The sequence below is a fragment of the Geomonas limicola genome, assembly GCF_014193675.1.
Taxonomy (GTDB): domain Bacteria; phylum Desulfobacterota; class Desulfuromonadia; order Geobacterales; family Geobacteraceae; genus Geomonas; species Geomonas limicola.
Map to the genome: position 1 here is coordinate 131,739 of NZ_BLXZ01000010.1, position 13,802 is coordinate 145,540.

A 13,802-nucleotide genomic window follows, 5' to 3' on the forward strand; every position below is an offset into this window, starting at 1 on the left:
ACAACCGCAACCGGGATGAGCCCATGAACCGCAACGCCTACCTTGCCACCGGCCGGATGATCGCCTTAGCCGAGAGCTTCTCCAAGCTCAGGGTGCGGCTGCACGGGCAGGAGAACATCCCCAAGGGCTCCGTCATCTTCGTGGTGAACCACTTCACCCGCATCGAAACCCTGCTGCTCCCCTACCACATCTACCAGTTGACCCACACCCCGGTCTGGTCCCTGGCGGACGCCTCCCTCTTCGACAGTCCCCTCAAGGTGTTTCTTGACCTGATGGGGGCGGTCTCCACCAGGAACCCGCACCGCGACCGCACCATCGTCAAATCCCTTTTGACCGGCGAGGCCAACTGGATCATCTTCCCCGAGGGGCGCATGGTGAAGGACAAGGGGGTCTTCCGCCGGCGCCTGTTGCTGAAGCCGCGCGGCGAGCGCCCCCACTCCGGCGCGGCGACCGTCGCCCTGCGTACCGAGTTCTACCGCCAGCGCCTGGGGCACCTGTCCCGGCACGATCCCGCGGAGCTCGAGCGGCTGCGCGGCCTGTTCCAGATCGGCGACCTGGGGCCGGTGCTCGCCGGCGCCTGCTGGATCGTTCCGGTGAACCTCACCTACTACCCGATCCGGGCCCGGGAAAACGTGCTGAGCACCCTGGGGGACCTCTTTTTGAAGGACCTCTCCCCCCGCCTCAAGGAGGAGATGCTCACCGAGGGGAGCATGATCTTCTCGGGAGTGGACATCGATATCCGCTTCGGCCAGCCGCTCGATCCAGGCACCTTCCTCACGACCCCCGCTATCCGGGCCGACATCGGCTCGGCAAACCGAATCGACTTCGACGACGAGCTCCCCTCGCTCCCCGAACTGAGACGCGCCGCCAACCGGCTCATGCAGAGCTACATGACCGCGATCTACGAGCTCACCACGGTGAACCACGACCACCTGTTCGCCTCGCTGTTGCGCGCGCTCCCCTTCAAGACCATCCGCGAGGACGATTTCCGCCGCAAGGTGTTCCTGCTCGCCGCGGAACACCTGCAGACGAGCCAGGTCACCTGCCACGACAGCCTGGGGACCGGTCAGGTCCCGCTTTTGACCGACGACCGCTACCACAAGTACCGCGACTTCGTGATGCTGGCCATCGAGACCGGGGTGCTGACCCGGCACCAGGGGGTACTGACCAAGGATCGCTCCAAGTTCTCGGCCCCCTTCGACCTGCAGCGGATACGCATCGAAAACCCCTTGGGGGTGATCGCCAACGAGGTGGTGCCGCTCACCCAGTTGCAGCGCGAGGTGCACCTGACCGCCTGGCACCCCAACTGGCTGGTGAAGAGCCGGGTTGCCTCCCTTTTGGAGCGGCAGGCCCTGGAGCAGTTCGACGCGGACTACCGGGAGTACTACCGGGCCGGCGAGACCAAGGAGCGCGCGGTGGGGATCCCGGTGCTGCGCCGCGGGCGCACCCGTCGTCTCGGCGTGGTGCTGGTGCACGGCTTTCTGTCGGCCCCCCAGGAGGTCGCGGAGCTGGCAAGCTACCTGAACGCGCGCGGGCTTTGGGTCTACCAGGTGCGCCTCAAGGGGCACGGCACCGCACCCGAAGACCTGGCCAAGTGCCACGGCCGGGAGTGGGCCGAGTCGGTGGACCTCGGCTACGCGCTGATGAGTGCCATCTGCGACCGGGTGGTCTTGGGCGGCTTCTCCTTCGGAGGGGGAGCGGCGCTCGACTGTGCCAGCCGGGTCGAGGGGGTGGCCGGGGTCTTCGCCGTCTGCCCCCCTCTGCAGCTCATGGACATCTCCTCGCGTCTCACCCCGGCGGTCGCGGCCTGGAACCGGGTCATGGACCTGATCAGTTACCAGGACGCCAAGATGGAGTTCGTGCCGACGGTTCCCGAGCGTCCCCAGATCAACTACTCCCGGCTGCCGGTGGCGGCACTGCACCAGATGGGGCGCTTCATGAAGGAGCTCGAGCCGAAACTGGGGCAGATCCAGGTGCCGGTGCAGGTGCTGCAGGCCGACCACGACCCGGTGGTGGACCCGCGCGGCTCGGCGCGCCTGTTCAGCCTCTTGGGGAGCAGCCAGAAGAGCTACCTCCGCTTTCCGCGGGAGCGCCACGGGATCCTCGCCGGGCCGGGTGCGGAGGAGGTGTACGCCGCCATCGGCGGGTTTGTCGGGGGACTCATGGGCGGGCTTCCGGAACCGGAGCAGGGCTCCTGAGGCGGGTACCCGGGTGTCTCCGGGCGGATAGCCCCCCGCGGGCTGGGGCATTTCCAAAAAAAGCGGGATCTGCTACAACGGTGGCTATGACTATTTCGGGACGACATACGGACATACTCAGGCGGGGTCACTGGATCTTCGACCTGGACGGGACCCTCACCGTGGCGATTCACGACTTCGCCAGCATCAGGGCGGCCCTGGGGGTGCCATCGGGGAGTGACATCCTGGAGCACCTGGAGGCGCTCCCCCTGGCCCAGGCCGAGCTCATGCGGCAAAAACTGGTGGCGATCGAAGAGGAACTGGCGGGACGTACCGAGGCGGCCGAGGGGGCCCTCGGTCTGGTTGAGAAGCTCCACGGCCGGGGTGCCCGGCTCGGGGTGCTGACCCGGAACACCCGGGACATCGCGCTTGCCACCTTGCGGCGCATCGGGTTGGAGGGCTACTTTTCAAAGCGGGATGTCCTGGGACGCGAAGAGGCGCTTGCCAAGCCGGACCCGGACGGGCTCTACCGGCTGGCCCGGGAGTGGGGGGTGGTGCCAAACGTAATGGTGATGGTGGGGGATTACGGGTTTGACCTGGAGACCGGCCGGGCCGCGGGTGCGGCCACGATCCACGTCGATACCAGCCGGACCTTTCGCTGGCCGGAGTTGACCGACATCGCGGTGGGGAGTCTGGCGGAGCTGGCGCTGGCCCTGCCTGAGCTGCCGGTTACGCCATGCTCTCCAGTTCGTGCTCGGTGATCTGGACGATCTCGTCGTAGATGGCGACCATGACATGCAGCTCGCACCACTTGTTCGCCACCCGGCGCATCAGGTAGCTTGCGTTTACCAGGACGCCGGAGAGGAGCAGAATCCCCAGGGTGCGCTGCTCTTCCAGGGAAACCAGCATCACGGCGTAGGCTGCCAGGCAGACCATGGTACCAAGCCAGGCGATCTCGGGTCCCTTGAAGGGGTTGCGGGTTACCGTGGCGAGGTCGATGTAGTAGCGGGTCATGCCGCAGATACGCTGCAGGTACTCGGCGATCTCCCAGCGCTGCTGCTTGAGGTAGATGCAGGCCAGAAAGTGGCTGCTGGCGGTGTCCTTCCCCTTGGCCATCCGTTCGGTCACGTAGAGATCTATAGCTTCATCGACGGAATCTTTTTTCATGATCAGTCCCTCTGGTCTCCCCGCCAATTCCCCCGAACTGCCGTCAACTAATGAACGCTCAGGAACTGGGCAGCCCCGGCTCAAGCTCCTGAAATCTGCGATTGGAAAAATTCCGCGTTGAATCAAGAATTTAGCGGGACAGCTAGGCTCTGCCGCGGCGCGAATCAGCTGCCGGAGCGAGTCGTTTTTCTGATTAAACTATGGAAGAAAAGCTCTACCCTGTCAACCGTCTGACGGTTGGCAGCACCTGAGGAGTTTTCTAGCAAAAAACTGGCCAAACCAGCGATTCATTGACAAGGCGCGGCGCCTGCCGTACCCTCGCAGCTGTTCCGGCCCGAAACGGGCACCGGGCTGCACCAAAGGCGAACACACGAGGTGGTTGGTGAACAAAAGGGAACATCACAGGTGACGGCACAGGGGGTCATCGTCTCGCACTTCGGCATCGCGGTCGAGGTGCTCTTTAAAGACGGCGCGCGCCGCATGGTGAAGGTGAAGCGCAACTCCGGGCACGTGGTCGGGGACCGGGTGAAGGTTGCCGGTGAGGTGCTGACGCGCCTTGACAGGGAAACCGAGCTGCGGCGTCGCGATGCCCGGGGGGGCATCCATCTGGTCGCGGCCAATCTGGACGTTTTGGGGATCGTGGTGGCGCCCTCGGCTCCAGCCGGTTTTACCGACCGCGCCATCGTGGCGGCGCGCGCTGCCGGACTGGAACCTTTCCTGGTGGTCAACAAGTGTGATCTTCCCGAAGGGGATGAGGTTGCGCAAACCGTGGTCCCCCTCTACCGGGAACTGCTGCCGGTCTTCGCCCTGAGCGCGGCAACCGGGGGAGGGCTCGACCCGCTCCGCGAGTTCCTGAGTCGGGGGCACCGCGGCGCCTTCGTGGGAAGCACCGGCGTGGGCAAGAGCTCGCTTTTGAACGCCCTCATTCCCAACCTCGACCTCAAGGTGGCGGAGGTGAGCGAACACAAGTACCAGGGGCGCCACACCACCACGGTCTCTTCGCTGCACGGGCTGCCGGACGGGGGGGAGCTGGTGGACACCCCGGGGTTCCGCGACTTCGGCCTGGTGGATATCACCTGCGAGCAGCTGGCCGAGTTCTTCCCGGGGTTCGAAACCCTGGAAAGGCAGGGGTGCCGGTTCCACAACTGCCGGCACCGCAGCGAACCGGGGTGCGCGGTCTCGGCGCTGGCCGCGTCGGGCACCTTGAGCGCGGAGCGCTACCAGACCTACCTGGAACTGCTCGACGAGGTCGAGGCTGCCGAGGAGGCCGCGCAGCGCCGCGGCTGGAAAAAATGATCCGCATCAAACGACAGATAGTCGCCTAGGTAAAGGGAAACAAACAGATGGCACAACCGTGGAAGGTATTGGACAGCGTGGCGACCGCCGAGGGGAAACTGGAGCTCCGGCAGCGCGGGGAGCGTGACTTCCTGATCACCGTGAACTCACTGGTGCTCATGAACAGTTCGCTGCACCGCTCGGAGGTGGCGTTGGGGGCGGTAGCCTGCGGGCACCTGAAGACCGAGCCGGCCGCTCGGGTCCTGGTGGGGGGATTGGGGATGGCGTTCACGCTGCGGGCGGTGCTGGACCAGCTCGCTGCCTCGGCGCAGGTGGTGGTGGCCGAACTGAACCCGGTGGTGCTCGACTGGTGCCGGGGGCCGCTTGCCTTTCTCACCGAGAACGCCGCCAGCGATCCCCGGGTCAGCGTCGAGATCGCCAACGTCGCCGACGTGATCAGGCGCAGCGCCATGAACCGCACCCACTTCGACGCCGTGGTGCTCGACCTCTATACCGGCCCGCACGCTCGCTCGCACAAGGTCGAGGACCCGCTCTACGGCTCGATCGCCATCGAGATGACCCGCGCGGCCTTGAAGCCCGGTGGCATGTTCGCGGTCTGGGGAGAGAACTACGACCAGGGGTTCGAAAAACGCCTCTCGTCCGCCGGTTTTGCCGTAACCACCGACCGTCCCGGATACGGCGGGCTGCGTCACGTGGTCTACCTGGCCCGCAAGAAGGAGTCCGCGTCCGCGGCACCCCCCCCGAGAAAGAAAGCGGTGCGCCGCTAGCAGTGACCCGGCACCCGGGAACAGGGCGAACTGGCAGTGCCTCTCGTCCGCCCCGGTCCCGGTGCCTGAAGCGTCAGGTAGTTAGGTGGTCGCCTCAGCCGCGGCGGAAATCGGCGCCGGCAAACTGTACCGCACCGGCATCGTTCGCCCGCGGCGGGCTCACCGCATGCACCCCGCCACAGGCCGGGCAGTCCTGGACGAAGGTCCGCAGCACGAAGTCCTCGCCACAGTCGTGGCAGGCAAGCTGCAGGCCGCCGTTGGGAAGCTCCGAGTCCGCCACCGCACCCCCGTGTGCCGCCAGCACGAATTCCACCAGCTCACGACCGGTCGCGTACGGTCCTCCGGCTCTACTCCCCGATCCACAATCGCACATTCCTGCCTCCTTCAACCGCTGTTGTAAAGTTGCGCAAGAGTATCCCTTTCCCGTCTTTGCCGCCTTGACCTTCGTCAAGAAACCCGCAATGGCTACCTGCCGCTTCCCCGCGTTTCACGCCGTATCACAAAGTTCCCGAGGCTGTTGCATTGAACCGAGTTTCCAGTATATTGGTTAAGAATTTTCTAACCTTCATTGACGCGGTTCCGGGAGAAGCGGATGTCTGACAACAACGAACCGATCGAAGAGCTCAAGCAGGAACGCGACGAGGGGGCGGGCCACCTCTGCCTGCTCTATGAGTCCGAGGCCGAACTGCTGGTGCCGGTGGTCCCCTTCATCCAGAAAGGGGTGCAACTGGGACAGCGCTGCATCTATCTCAACGCCGGCGAGGAGATGCTGGACTGTGTCCTCAAAAATGCGCTGGCCAGCCAGAAAAACGACATCGGGGCCCTGATGGTGCTCTCGGCACGGGAAGCCTGGCTACAACTGGGGGGCTTCGATCCCCAACGGGTGCTGGGGCTTTTGCAGTCCCTGTGTGCCCGGGCGCTGGGAGACGGCTTCAAGGGGACCCGGATCATCTGCGACATGGGGTGGGCCGGGGGTGACGCGGTACCGGGTCGGGTGCTGGCGGAGTTCGAACTGGAATTGACCCGCTTCGCCGAGCGTAACCAGGTGCGGCTACTCTGCCTGTACCACCGCGGGAGTTTTCGCCCCGAACAGCTCCTGGAGCTGGCGCGGCTACACCGGCACCTGCTGATCGGCGAAACGCTCTGCAGCAACCCGTTCTTCATCCCCCGGGACGGCGAGGCTGGCAGTGCGGACACCAGCGAGCTGGACCTGTTCCTTACCGCGGTCCAGGCCGCGTCCGGTGCCGCCAACGACCGGGAACGCCTGCGCCAGGAACTCGAACAGGCCTACTCGGCACTGGCCCGCAAGATCTACGAGAACTGGCAGGAGGAGGACACCCTGAGGGCGAACGAGCAGGAGCTCCAGGAAAAGGACGAGGCGCTCCTCGAGCACCGCAGGAGGCTGCAGACGGTTTTGCAGCACCTGCCGGTGGTCCTCATGGCGCTGGACCAGGAGAACTGCCTGGCCTCCTGCAACCACCACTTCGAGCACCTCACCGGCTTCCGGGCCGAGGAGGTGATGGGGAAGCAGTTGCTCGAGCTGCTCGAGGTCGACGAGGAGGATCGCCAGGAGGTGCTGATGGCGCATCCCAGCGACGGCGGGGATTACCGGGACGAGGAATGGCCGCTTAGGTGCAAGGACGGCGGCGTCAAGTCGATCACCTGGTCCAACCTCTCCTGGTACGTCCCGATCCAGGGGTGGCCCAACTGGATCATCGGTATCGACATCACCGCGACCCGCCATGCCGAGCGAGGATTCCGTGCGCTGAGCGACGAGCTCAGGGTGCGCGGCGCCGAACTCGAGGCCCTGGGGTACGCGGTGTCACACGACCTGAGTGCGGAACTCACCAGGATCGAGCAGCAGTGTACCCTGCTGCGCCAGCTCTGCGCCGCGACACTCTCCTCCGGCGGGCAGGAAGTGCTGGCCGAGATACACCGCAGGGTCCGGGAGAGTGCCGGCCGGGTCCAGGCACTCAAGCGGTTCACCGCGCTGGCGGCCGAGGGACTGAGCCCCGAGCAGGTCGACCTGAGCGCGATCGCCGCCGAGATCGCCGCGAAACTTGGGGGGCGCGGCGGCGAGCACCGGGTGACCTTCAACATCGAGCAGGGGGTAACAGCCACCGGCGACCGGCAGCTTTTGCACCTGGCCCTGGAACAGCTCCTCGAAAACGCCTGGAACTCGACCTGCGGCGTGACCCACCCGCTCATCCGTTTCGGTGCGACCGAGGTGGAGGGGAAACGGAGCTTCTTCGTCAGCGACAACGGTCCGCGTATCCCCACGAAGCTGCCGCCCCACAAGCCGAGCCGCAGCCTGAGCGGGCTGGGTGGCGGGCTTGGCCTGGTGACGGTACAGCGCATCATCTCGCTGCATCGCGGGCGCATCTGGGCCGCTGACGAGGCTGAGAGGGGCGCTACCTTCTATTTCCGTGTCTAGCCCGGGAGTGCCGGCAGGGGGGACGCTGTGGTGAGATGGATCGAACAACCGGGTGCCCGTGCAGGCGAGCTGACCCTCTCCTTGCGGGGAGACGCGCAGTTCACCCAGGTGGCCGACCTGGAGCGGGAGCTGCAGCGCGCCCTGGCCCGCTGCCAGCTTCTCACCCTGGACCTCTCGGGGGTGCAGCGGCTGGACTCCAGCATCTGCGCCCTGTTGTGCGTGCTGCACCGCCAGGGGGAACTGGCAGGGAAAGAGTTGAGGATCTCGGGCCTGCCGCCTCGCGGTGTCGACGTGCTGCACCACCTTGCGGGGTGCAGCTGCCGGCATCAGCCGGGCGAGGGGTGCCGGTTGCGGCGGGCGCTGCGAGATCCCCGACTCGAAGCTACCGCCTAGCGGTTGAGGCCCACGCTGGGAAACCGACCACAAGGAGCCCGCATGGCCAGCATCTTCAGGGAAAAACGGGGCAGCGGAGGAGGCAGATACTTGAACATCGACAAGGAAATCGCGTCGAGCATGCTCAACACGTCCCACGCGGTCGACCTGAAAACGGCGGTGCACACCTCCCTGAAGACCATCCGCACCATGCTCGAGGAGCGTCCCGACAACGAGGAGATCAGCGAGCTGACCCAGAAGGTCGAGTTGCTCCTGACCGAGCAGACCGAGCGCCTGGAGACCATCAACCGCGACCTCGAGGCCTTCAACTACTCGGTCGCCCACGACCTGTGTGCGCCCCTGAAAAGGATCTGCGGCTTCACCCGCGCCCTGCAGCAGCAGTACGCCGGCCGGCTCGACCTGGACGGCATGGATTACCTCGAGCGGATCTACAAGTCTTCCCAGCACATGAACGAGCTGATCGAGGCGCTTTTGCAACTATCCCAACTCTCCTACCTCTCCTTGAAGCGCGAGGTGGTCGACCTGTCCCAGATCGCGAGCGACACGGCGCAGGATCTCAGACAGGGGACCCCGGAGCGCACGGTGGAGTTCACCATCCAGCCGCGCATCCGCACCTTCGGCGACGCGAACCTCCTGGAAATCGTCATGAGAAACCTGCTGCGCAACGCCTGGAAGTTCACCAGCAGGCGCGACGTGGCGCTCATCGAGTTCGGAGCCCGTGAAAGCGGCAGCGAAAAGACCTGCTTCGTGCGCGACAACGGCATCGGCTTCGACATGGCGAACGCCGAGCGGATGTTCCACGCCTTCCAGCGCCTGCACAACAGCGCCGAGTTCCCCGGCAACGGAATCGGCCTCACCACGGTCCAGCGTATCATCACCCGTCACGGCGGTCGGATCTGGGCCGAAGGCGAGGTCGACAAGGGAGCGACCTTCTACTTCACCCTGCAGTCCTGCATCACCTGAACCTGTTCAAGGCATACGCCAGCCGCCGCGGGCCTGCGGCGAGCCGGTCTCCCCAGGAACGAAGGTACCGCGAGCCTCGAGAACGCCGCAGGTCCGGTCACATGCGCCGGAAGACCCGTCGCCTCGCTCGCCACGCGCGTATCGCCCGCCCGGGTTGCTGCCGCAGGTTTGCCGTGTACCTATCGGAACCCACAAAGAAAGACCGCTCTCGGTCAGGCCACCGGGCGAGCGGGCGAGGAGGGGGTATGAACATCGCCGAGTACCAGCCAGGGGGAGCACCGTCGTGCGGCGGGGTGATCGAGAATCGCTGCTATACCCGGTATCCGGTGAACGTCGCCGCCACCATCTGGCGCGAGGAGGCCACCATGCCGGCGCAGGTCGTGAACATGAGCCTTGGGGGAGCGCTTTTGAAGATCTACCCGCGGCTTTCGCTCAACGAGGTGGTCACGGTCTGCATCCATGAGAGCGCCCGGGTCCCCGGCAACCTGACCAACCTTCCTGCCACCGTGGTGCGCACCACCGAGAGCGGCTGCGCGGTCCGCTTCGACCGGATGCTGTTGCAGCGCGGGCTGGGTGACCTGCTGCCGCTCAACAGGACGCGGTAGAGGATTCGGGGCGCGCTGCAGAAAGCCCCTTTTGCCGCGCGCACCTTTCTGCTATCATCCCCGGACCAATTACAGCTTCGTGGAGTGGTGTTCATGCATGAGATGTCGATTACGCAGAGTATGGTGGAGATCTGCCTGGCGCACGCCTCGGGGCGCCGGGTGACCGATGTGGTACTGGAGATCGGAGAGCTCTCCGGAGTGGTCCCCGAGAGCATCGAGTTCTGTTTCGAGGCCTGCACCAAGGGGACGCTTCTGGACGGGGCCACGCTCACCATGGAGATCGTGCCGGCGCTGGCGCACTGCGGCTCCTGCGGCAAGGAGGCAAAGGTGAAGACGCTCTTCGATCCCTGTCCCCACTGCGGGGGCTTCGGGCTTGCCCTTTTGAAGGGGGAGGAACTTCGGGTAAAGGAGCTCGAACTGCTTTAAAAGGGAGCAATTGTCCCAGATCTGACGTGTCAAAATGATACGTTTTGGACAAAAGGATACAAAAGGGTGACGGCGCACTACGGAGACGATTTCCGGGTGCGCCGTTTTTTTGTAAACATTTCAGCACTTTGTTAAAAGTATTTTTGTTTACCAGATTGGCATGGGAGTTGCCGTATACGCGGGACGTGATTTTTCTCGGGAGGTATTATGAAAGAAGAGACTGAAATGTACTGTGAAGGGGTAACCCGCAGGAGCTTCATGAAGGCTGCCGTCACCGCAACGGCCATGATGGGGCTTCCCTTTGCCATGCACACCCAGGTTGCCGAAGCCATGGAGAAAAACGGTAATCCGGCGGTGATCTGGCTGCACTTCCAGGAGTGCACCGGCTGCTCCGAGTCGCTCCTGCGCTCGACGCACCCGACCATCTCCAGCCTGATCCTGGACATGATATCGCTCGACTACCACGAAACGCTGATGGTCGGCTCCGGGGCGCAGGCGGAAAAATCGCTGCACGACTCGATGAAGGCCAACCACGGCAAGTACATCCTGGTAGTGGAAGGGGCCATCCCGACCAAGCAGAACGGTATCTTCTGCAAGGTCTCCGGCAAGACCGCGCTGGAGAGCCTGCAGCACGCCGCTGAAGGCGCCGCCGCCATCATCTGCATCGGTACCTGCGCCTCCTACGGCGGGATCCAGTCCGTTTCCCCGAACCCGACCGGCGCGGTGGGCGTACGCGACATCGTGAAGGACAAGCCGATCATCAACATCCCGGGCTGCCCGCCGAGCCCCTACAACTTCCTCTCCACCGTCCTCTACTACCTCACCTTCAAGAAGGTGCCCGAGCTCGACGAGATGGGCCGTCCCAAGTTCGCTTACGGCCGCCGCATCCACGAGCACTGCGAGCGTCGTCCGCACTTCGACGCCGGCCGCTTCGCGAAGGCTTACGGCGACCCGACCCACGCCCAGGGCTTCTGCCTCTACAAACTGGGATGCAAGGGGCCGGCGACCTACGCCAACTGCTCCGTACAGCGTTTCAACGATGTGGGCGCCTGGCCGGTATCCATCGGTCACCCCTGCATCGGCTGCACCGAGCCGGACATCCTCTTCAAGAAGCCGATCGCCGAGAAAGTGCAGATCCACGAACCGACTCCTTTCGACAGCTACGCCCCGGTAGATCTGAAAGAGAAAGGGAAGGGTCCGGATCCGCTGACCACCGGCTTCGTGGGGCTCGCCGCAGGCGCTGCCCTGGGCGCCGGTGCCATGATGGCCAAGAAGCTGCCCGCCGGGGAAGAGCAGGAGGGTGTCGATGAAAAAACAAAGTAGAAGGGACTTCCTCAAGCTGGTCGGCGCCACCGGCGCCGGGCTGGTGGCGACAGGTGCCGCCACCTGCCAGGCCAACGAGGCGGTAAAGGTCAACAACGAGGAGTTGGGCATGCTCTACGACGCCACCAAGTGCGTCGGCTGCAAGGCCTGCATGTCGGCCTGCAAAAGGGTGAACGCCGACTACGGCAGCCTCTCCTACGAGAAGGCCCGCTTCGACACGGACGGCCTGTGGGATGCCCCGAGCGACCTCTCCGGCTCGACCCGCACCCTGATCAAGCTGTTCAAGGAGTCCAACAAGCAGTGGAGCTACGTGAAGTACTCCTGCATGCACTGCCAAAAGCCCTCCTGCGTTTCGGTCTGCCCGGTTTCGGCCATGACCAAGGAGCCGGTGACCGGCATCGTGGACTACAACAAGAACACCTGCATCGGCTGCCGCTACTGCCAGGTCGCCTGCCCCTACAACATCCCGAAGTTCCAGTGGGAGAAGGCGCTGCCGCAGATCGTGAAGTGCGACCTGTGCAAGAACACCAACCTGCGCGAGAAGGGGATTTCGGCCTGCGCCGAGGTCTGCCCGGCCGGTGCCATCAAGTTCGGCAAAAGAAAGGACCTGCTCGAAGAGGCCCAGACCCGCTTGAAGGACAACCCGGACAAGTACATCGCCCACATCTACGGCGAGCACGAGGGGGGCGGCACCAACCACATCTACCTCGCCTCCATGCCGTTCAACAAGCTGGGGCTCCCGGACATCAAGCCCGAGGCGCCGGCCGAGTTCTCCGAGAAGATCCAGCACACCATCTACAAGGGGTTCATCGCCCCGGTGGCCCTGTACTCGACCTTGTGCTTCATCGCTGTGAAGAACATGAAAAAACACGGCCACGGCGAGGACGACTCCCATAAGAAGGAGGACAAGTAATGGCACACAGTGAAGAGTTTCAGAAGCTGGAGGGGAGGATTTTCACCAAATCCTTCTTCATCCTGCTCGCCGTGGTCCTTACCGGCTTCTTCTTCGTCGGCGTGCGCTTCGTGAAAGGGATCGGCGCGGTCTCCAACATGAGCGACGGCTACCCCTGGGGTATCTGGATCACCTACGACGTCGCCACCGGCACGGCAATCGCCTGCGGCGGCTACGCGGTCGCCATCCTGGTCTACATCAGGAACCGGATGCAGTACCACCCGATCATCCGCTCGGCGATCCTTACCTCCATGTTCGGCTACGGCCTGGCCGGCTTCTCGGTCATGGTCGACCTGGGCCGCCCCTGGAACGCCTACAACTTCTTCGTACCGCGCCAGTGGCAGGCCAACTCCGCCATGTTCGAAGTGGCGCTCTGCGTCATGGCCTACTCCACCGTGCTCCTGATCGAGTTCATCCCGGCCATCCTCACCTCGATCGAGAACTCGAAGTGGACCAGGATGAACGCGATCCGCAACTGGCTGCACCCGCGCATCGCCCCGGACCAGAAGACCATGGAGGACAAGCTCGAGATGGTGCGCCTGGGTGCCGCCTGGCTGAACCCGCGCCTCAACAAGGTCCTCATTTTCTTCATCGTCCTAGGGATCACGCTGCCGACCATGCACCAGTCCTCGCTGGGGAGCCTGCTTTTGATCGCCTCCACGAAGCTGCACCCCTTGTGGCACACCGGCTTCCTGCCGCTTTTGTTCCTTTTGAACTGCATCTTCATCGGCTACTCGATCGCCATCCTCGAGTCGCTCATCTCGAGCTACGCCTTCAAGCGCCCCTTCGAGATCAAGGAACTCTCCGGCCTGGCCGGCCTGGTCCCCTACGTCACCGTCATCTGGTTCAGCGTGATGGTGGGCGACCTGATCTACCGCGGCCAGCTGGCGGCGGCCTTCAAGTTCGACTTCTACTCCCGGTACTTCCTGAGCGACTTCCTCTTGGTCGCCATCGGGAGCCTCTTCATGTTCTCCGGGAAGCTGCGCCGTTCGCCGCGCTGGCTCTTCATCTCCGCCGCCATGATCGTCTTCGGCGGGGCGCTGTACCGCTTCAACGTCTACCTGATCGGCTTCAACCCCGGTAAGGGGTGGAGGTACTTCCCGTCCTTTGCCGAGGTGATGATCACCGTCGGGATCGTGGCGCTCGAGATCCTCGCCTACAAGGTGTTCGTGGCACTGTTCCCGGTGCTCCCCAACACCTCCCACGGCAAGTCACATGGCCATGCTCCGGCGGCAGAGCCCGTCAAGGAAGCCGGCTACGCTGGCGCTGCGGCGCTCAATACCCATAACTAACAAGCTT

General features: G+C 64.3%; 14 protein-coding genes. 12 read left to right on the forward strand and 2 right to left on the reverse strand.

Translation table 11 applies throughout. From position 1 onward, the window contains the following. Window positions 1-23 precede the first annotated feature (23 nt). Together H7688_RS20450 and H7688_RS20455 are read left to right on the forward strand one after the other, a co-directional pair. Window positions 24-2,198 carry an alpha/beta fold hydrolase gene (locus H7688_RS20450; RefSeq protein WP_183363130.1) on the forward strand — a complete coding sequence of 725 codons (2,175 nt, stop codon included), beginning with the start codon at window positions 24-26 and terminating at the stop codon, window positions 2,196-2,198. 86 nt (window positions 2,199-2,284) lie between these two features. Further along, window positions 2,285-2,938 (forward strand): HAD family hydrolase, encoded by a 654-nt coding sequence (locus H7688_RS20455; RefSeq protein WP_183363132.1) that lies wholly within the window; start codon window positions 2,285-2,287, stop codon window positions 2,936-2,938. Here H7688_RS20455 and H7688_RS20460 read toward each other — a convergent pair. Continuing rightward, window positions 2,907-3,344, reverse strand: a complete 438-nt coding sequence (locus H7688_RS20460) for a GSU0071 family protein (RefSeq protein WP_183363133.1) — start codon at window positions 3,342-3,344, stop codon at window positions 2,907-2,909. The genes H7688_RS20455 and H7688_RS20460 overlap by 32 nt on opposite strands. Window positions 3,345-3,749: 405 nt before the next feature. Here H7688_RS20460 and rsgA point away from each other — a divergent pair, with 405 nt between their 5' ends. Together rsgA and H7688_RS20470 are read left to right on the forward strand one after the other, a co-directional pair. Next, a complete protein-coding gene (gene rsgA, locus H7688_RS20465) occupies window positions 3,750-4,640 on the forward strand; it encodes a ribosome small subunit-dependent GTPase A (protein ID WP_246329907.1) in 891 nt (296 codons plus the stop codon). A gap of 47 nt (window positions 4,641-4,687) precedes the next feature. Beyond that, complete coding sequence (locus tag H7688_RS20470; protein WP_183363134.1) at window positions 4,688-5,407, forward strand: spermidine synthase; 720 nt, start codon at window positions 4,688-4,690, stop codon at window positions 5,405-5,407. A 94-nt stretch (window positions 5,408-5,501) separates the two neighbouring features. Here H7688_RS20470 and H7688_RS20475 read toward each other — a convergent pair whose 3' ends face one another. Further along, window positions 5,502-5,780: a hypothetical protein gene (locus H7688_RS20475; protein WP_183363135.1), complete on the reverse strand. Its 279-nt coding sequence runs from the start codon at window positions 5,778-5,780 to the stop codon at window positions 5,502-5,504. Between the two features lie 219 nt (window positions 5,781-5,999). Here H7688_RS20475 and H7688_RS20480 point away from each other — a divergent pair, with 219 nt between their 5' ends. The 8 genes from H7688_RS20480 to hybB all read left to right on the forward strand — a co-directional run bounded on the left by H7688_RS20480 (window position 6,000) and on the right by hybB (window position 13,795). Beyond that, complete coding sequence (locus H7688_RS20480) at window positions 6,000-7,841, forward strand: MEDS domain-containing protein (protein WP_183363136.1); 1,842 nt, start codon at window positions 6,000-6,002, stop codon at window positions 7,839-7,841. A gap of 27 nt (window positions 7,842-7,868) precedes the next feature. After that, entirely contained in the window at window positions 7,869-8,234 is a 366-nt protein-coding gene (locus H7688_RS20485) for an STAS domain-containing protein (RefSeq protein WP_183363137.1), read from the forward strand. Between the two features lie 90 nt (window positions 8,235-8,324). Further along, window positions 8,325-9,197, forward strand: a complete 873-nt coding sequence (locus tag H7688_RS20490) for a sensor histidine kinase (protein ID WP_246329908.1) — start codon at window positions 8,325-8,327, stop codon at window positions 9,195-9,197. Window positions 9,198-9,442: 245 nt separating this feature from the next. Beyond that, complete coding sequence (locus tag H7688_RS20495; RefSeq protein ID WP_183363139.1) at window positions 9,443-9,802, forward strand: PilZ domain-containing protein; 360 nt, start codon at window positions 9,443-9,445, stop codon at window positions 9,800-9,802. Window positions 9,803-9,895: 93 nt separating this feature from the next. After that, complete coding sequence (hypA, locus tag H7688_RS20500; RefSeq protein ID WP_183363140.1) at window positions 9,896-10,228, forward strand: hydrogenase maturation nickel metallochaperone HypA; 333 nt, start codon at window positions 9,896-9,898, stop codon at window positions 10,226-10,228. A gap of 207 nt (window positions 10,229-10,435) precedes the next feature. Beyond that, the gene (locus tag H7688_RS20505; RefSeq protein WP_183363141.1) at window positions 10,436-11,551 is read left to right on the forward strand and encodes a hydrogenase small subunit; all 1,116 of its coding nucleotides are present in this window, start codon (window positions 10,436-10,438) and stop codon (window positions 11,549-11,551) included. Then, on the forward strand, window positions 11,535-12,464 hold the full coding sequence (gene hybA, locus H7688_RS20510; protein ID WP_183363142.1) for a hydrogenase 2 operon protein HybA: 930 nt from the start codon (window positions 11,535-11,537) through the stop codon (window positions 12,462-12,464). Before H7688_RS20505 ends, hybA begins: the two co-directional genes overlap by 17 nt. Then, a complete protein-coding gene (hybB, locus tag H7688_RS20515; protein ID WP_183363143.1) occupies window positions 12,464-13,795 on the forward strand; it encodes a Ni/Fe-hydrogenase cytochrome b subunit in 1,332 nt (443 codons plus the stop codon). The genes hybA and hybB overlap by 1 nt, the downstream gene beginning before the upstream one ends. The last annotated feature ends 7 nt before the right edge of the window (window positions 13,796-13,802 follow it).

Coding starts and splice junctions, on each gene's coding strand:
- H7688_RS20470 (WP_183363134.1), top strand. CDS start 4,688: ATGGCACAACCGTGGAAGGTATTGGACAGCGTGGCGACCGCCGAGGGG.
- hybB (WP_183363143.1), top strand. CDS start 12,464: ATGGCACACAGTGAAGAGTTTCAGAAGCTGGAGGGGAGGATTTTCACC.
- hypA (WP_183363140.1), top strand. CDS start 9,896: ATGCATGAGATGTCGATTACGCAGAGTATGGTGGAGATCTGCCTGGCG.
- H7688_RS20460 (WP_183363133.1), bottom strand. CDS start 3,344: ATGAAAAAAGATTCCGTCGATGAAGCTATAGATCTCTACGTGACCGAA.
- H7688_RS20455 (WP_183363132.1), top strand. CDS start 2,285: ATGACTATTTCGGGACGACATACGGACATACTCAGGCGGGGTCACTGG.
- H7688_RS20505 (WP_183363141.1), top strand. CDS start 10,436: ATGAAAGAAGAGACTGAAATGTACTGTGAAGGGGTAACCCGCAGGAGC.
- H7688_RS20480 (WP_183363136.1), top strand. CDS start 6,000: ATGTCTGACAACAACGAACCGATCGAAGAGCTCAAGCAGGAACGCGAC.
- H7688_RS20450 (WP_183363130.1), top strand. CDS start 24: ATGAACCGCAACGCCTACCTTGCCACCGGCCGGATGATCGCCTTAGCC.
- H7688_RS20495 (WP_183363139.1), top strand. CDS start 9,443: ATGAACATCGCCGAGTACCAGCCAGGGGGAGCACCGTCGTGCGGCGGG.
- hybA (WP_183363142.1), top strand. CDS start 11,535: ATGAAAAAACAAAGTAGAAGGGACTTCCTCAAGCTGGTCGGCGCCACC.
- H7688_RS20475 (WP_183363135.1), bottom strand. CDS start 5,780: ATGTGCGATTGTGGATCGGGGAGTAGAGCCGGAGGACCGTACGCGACC.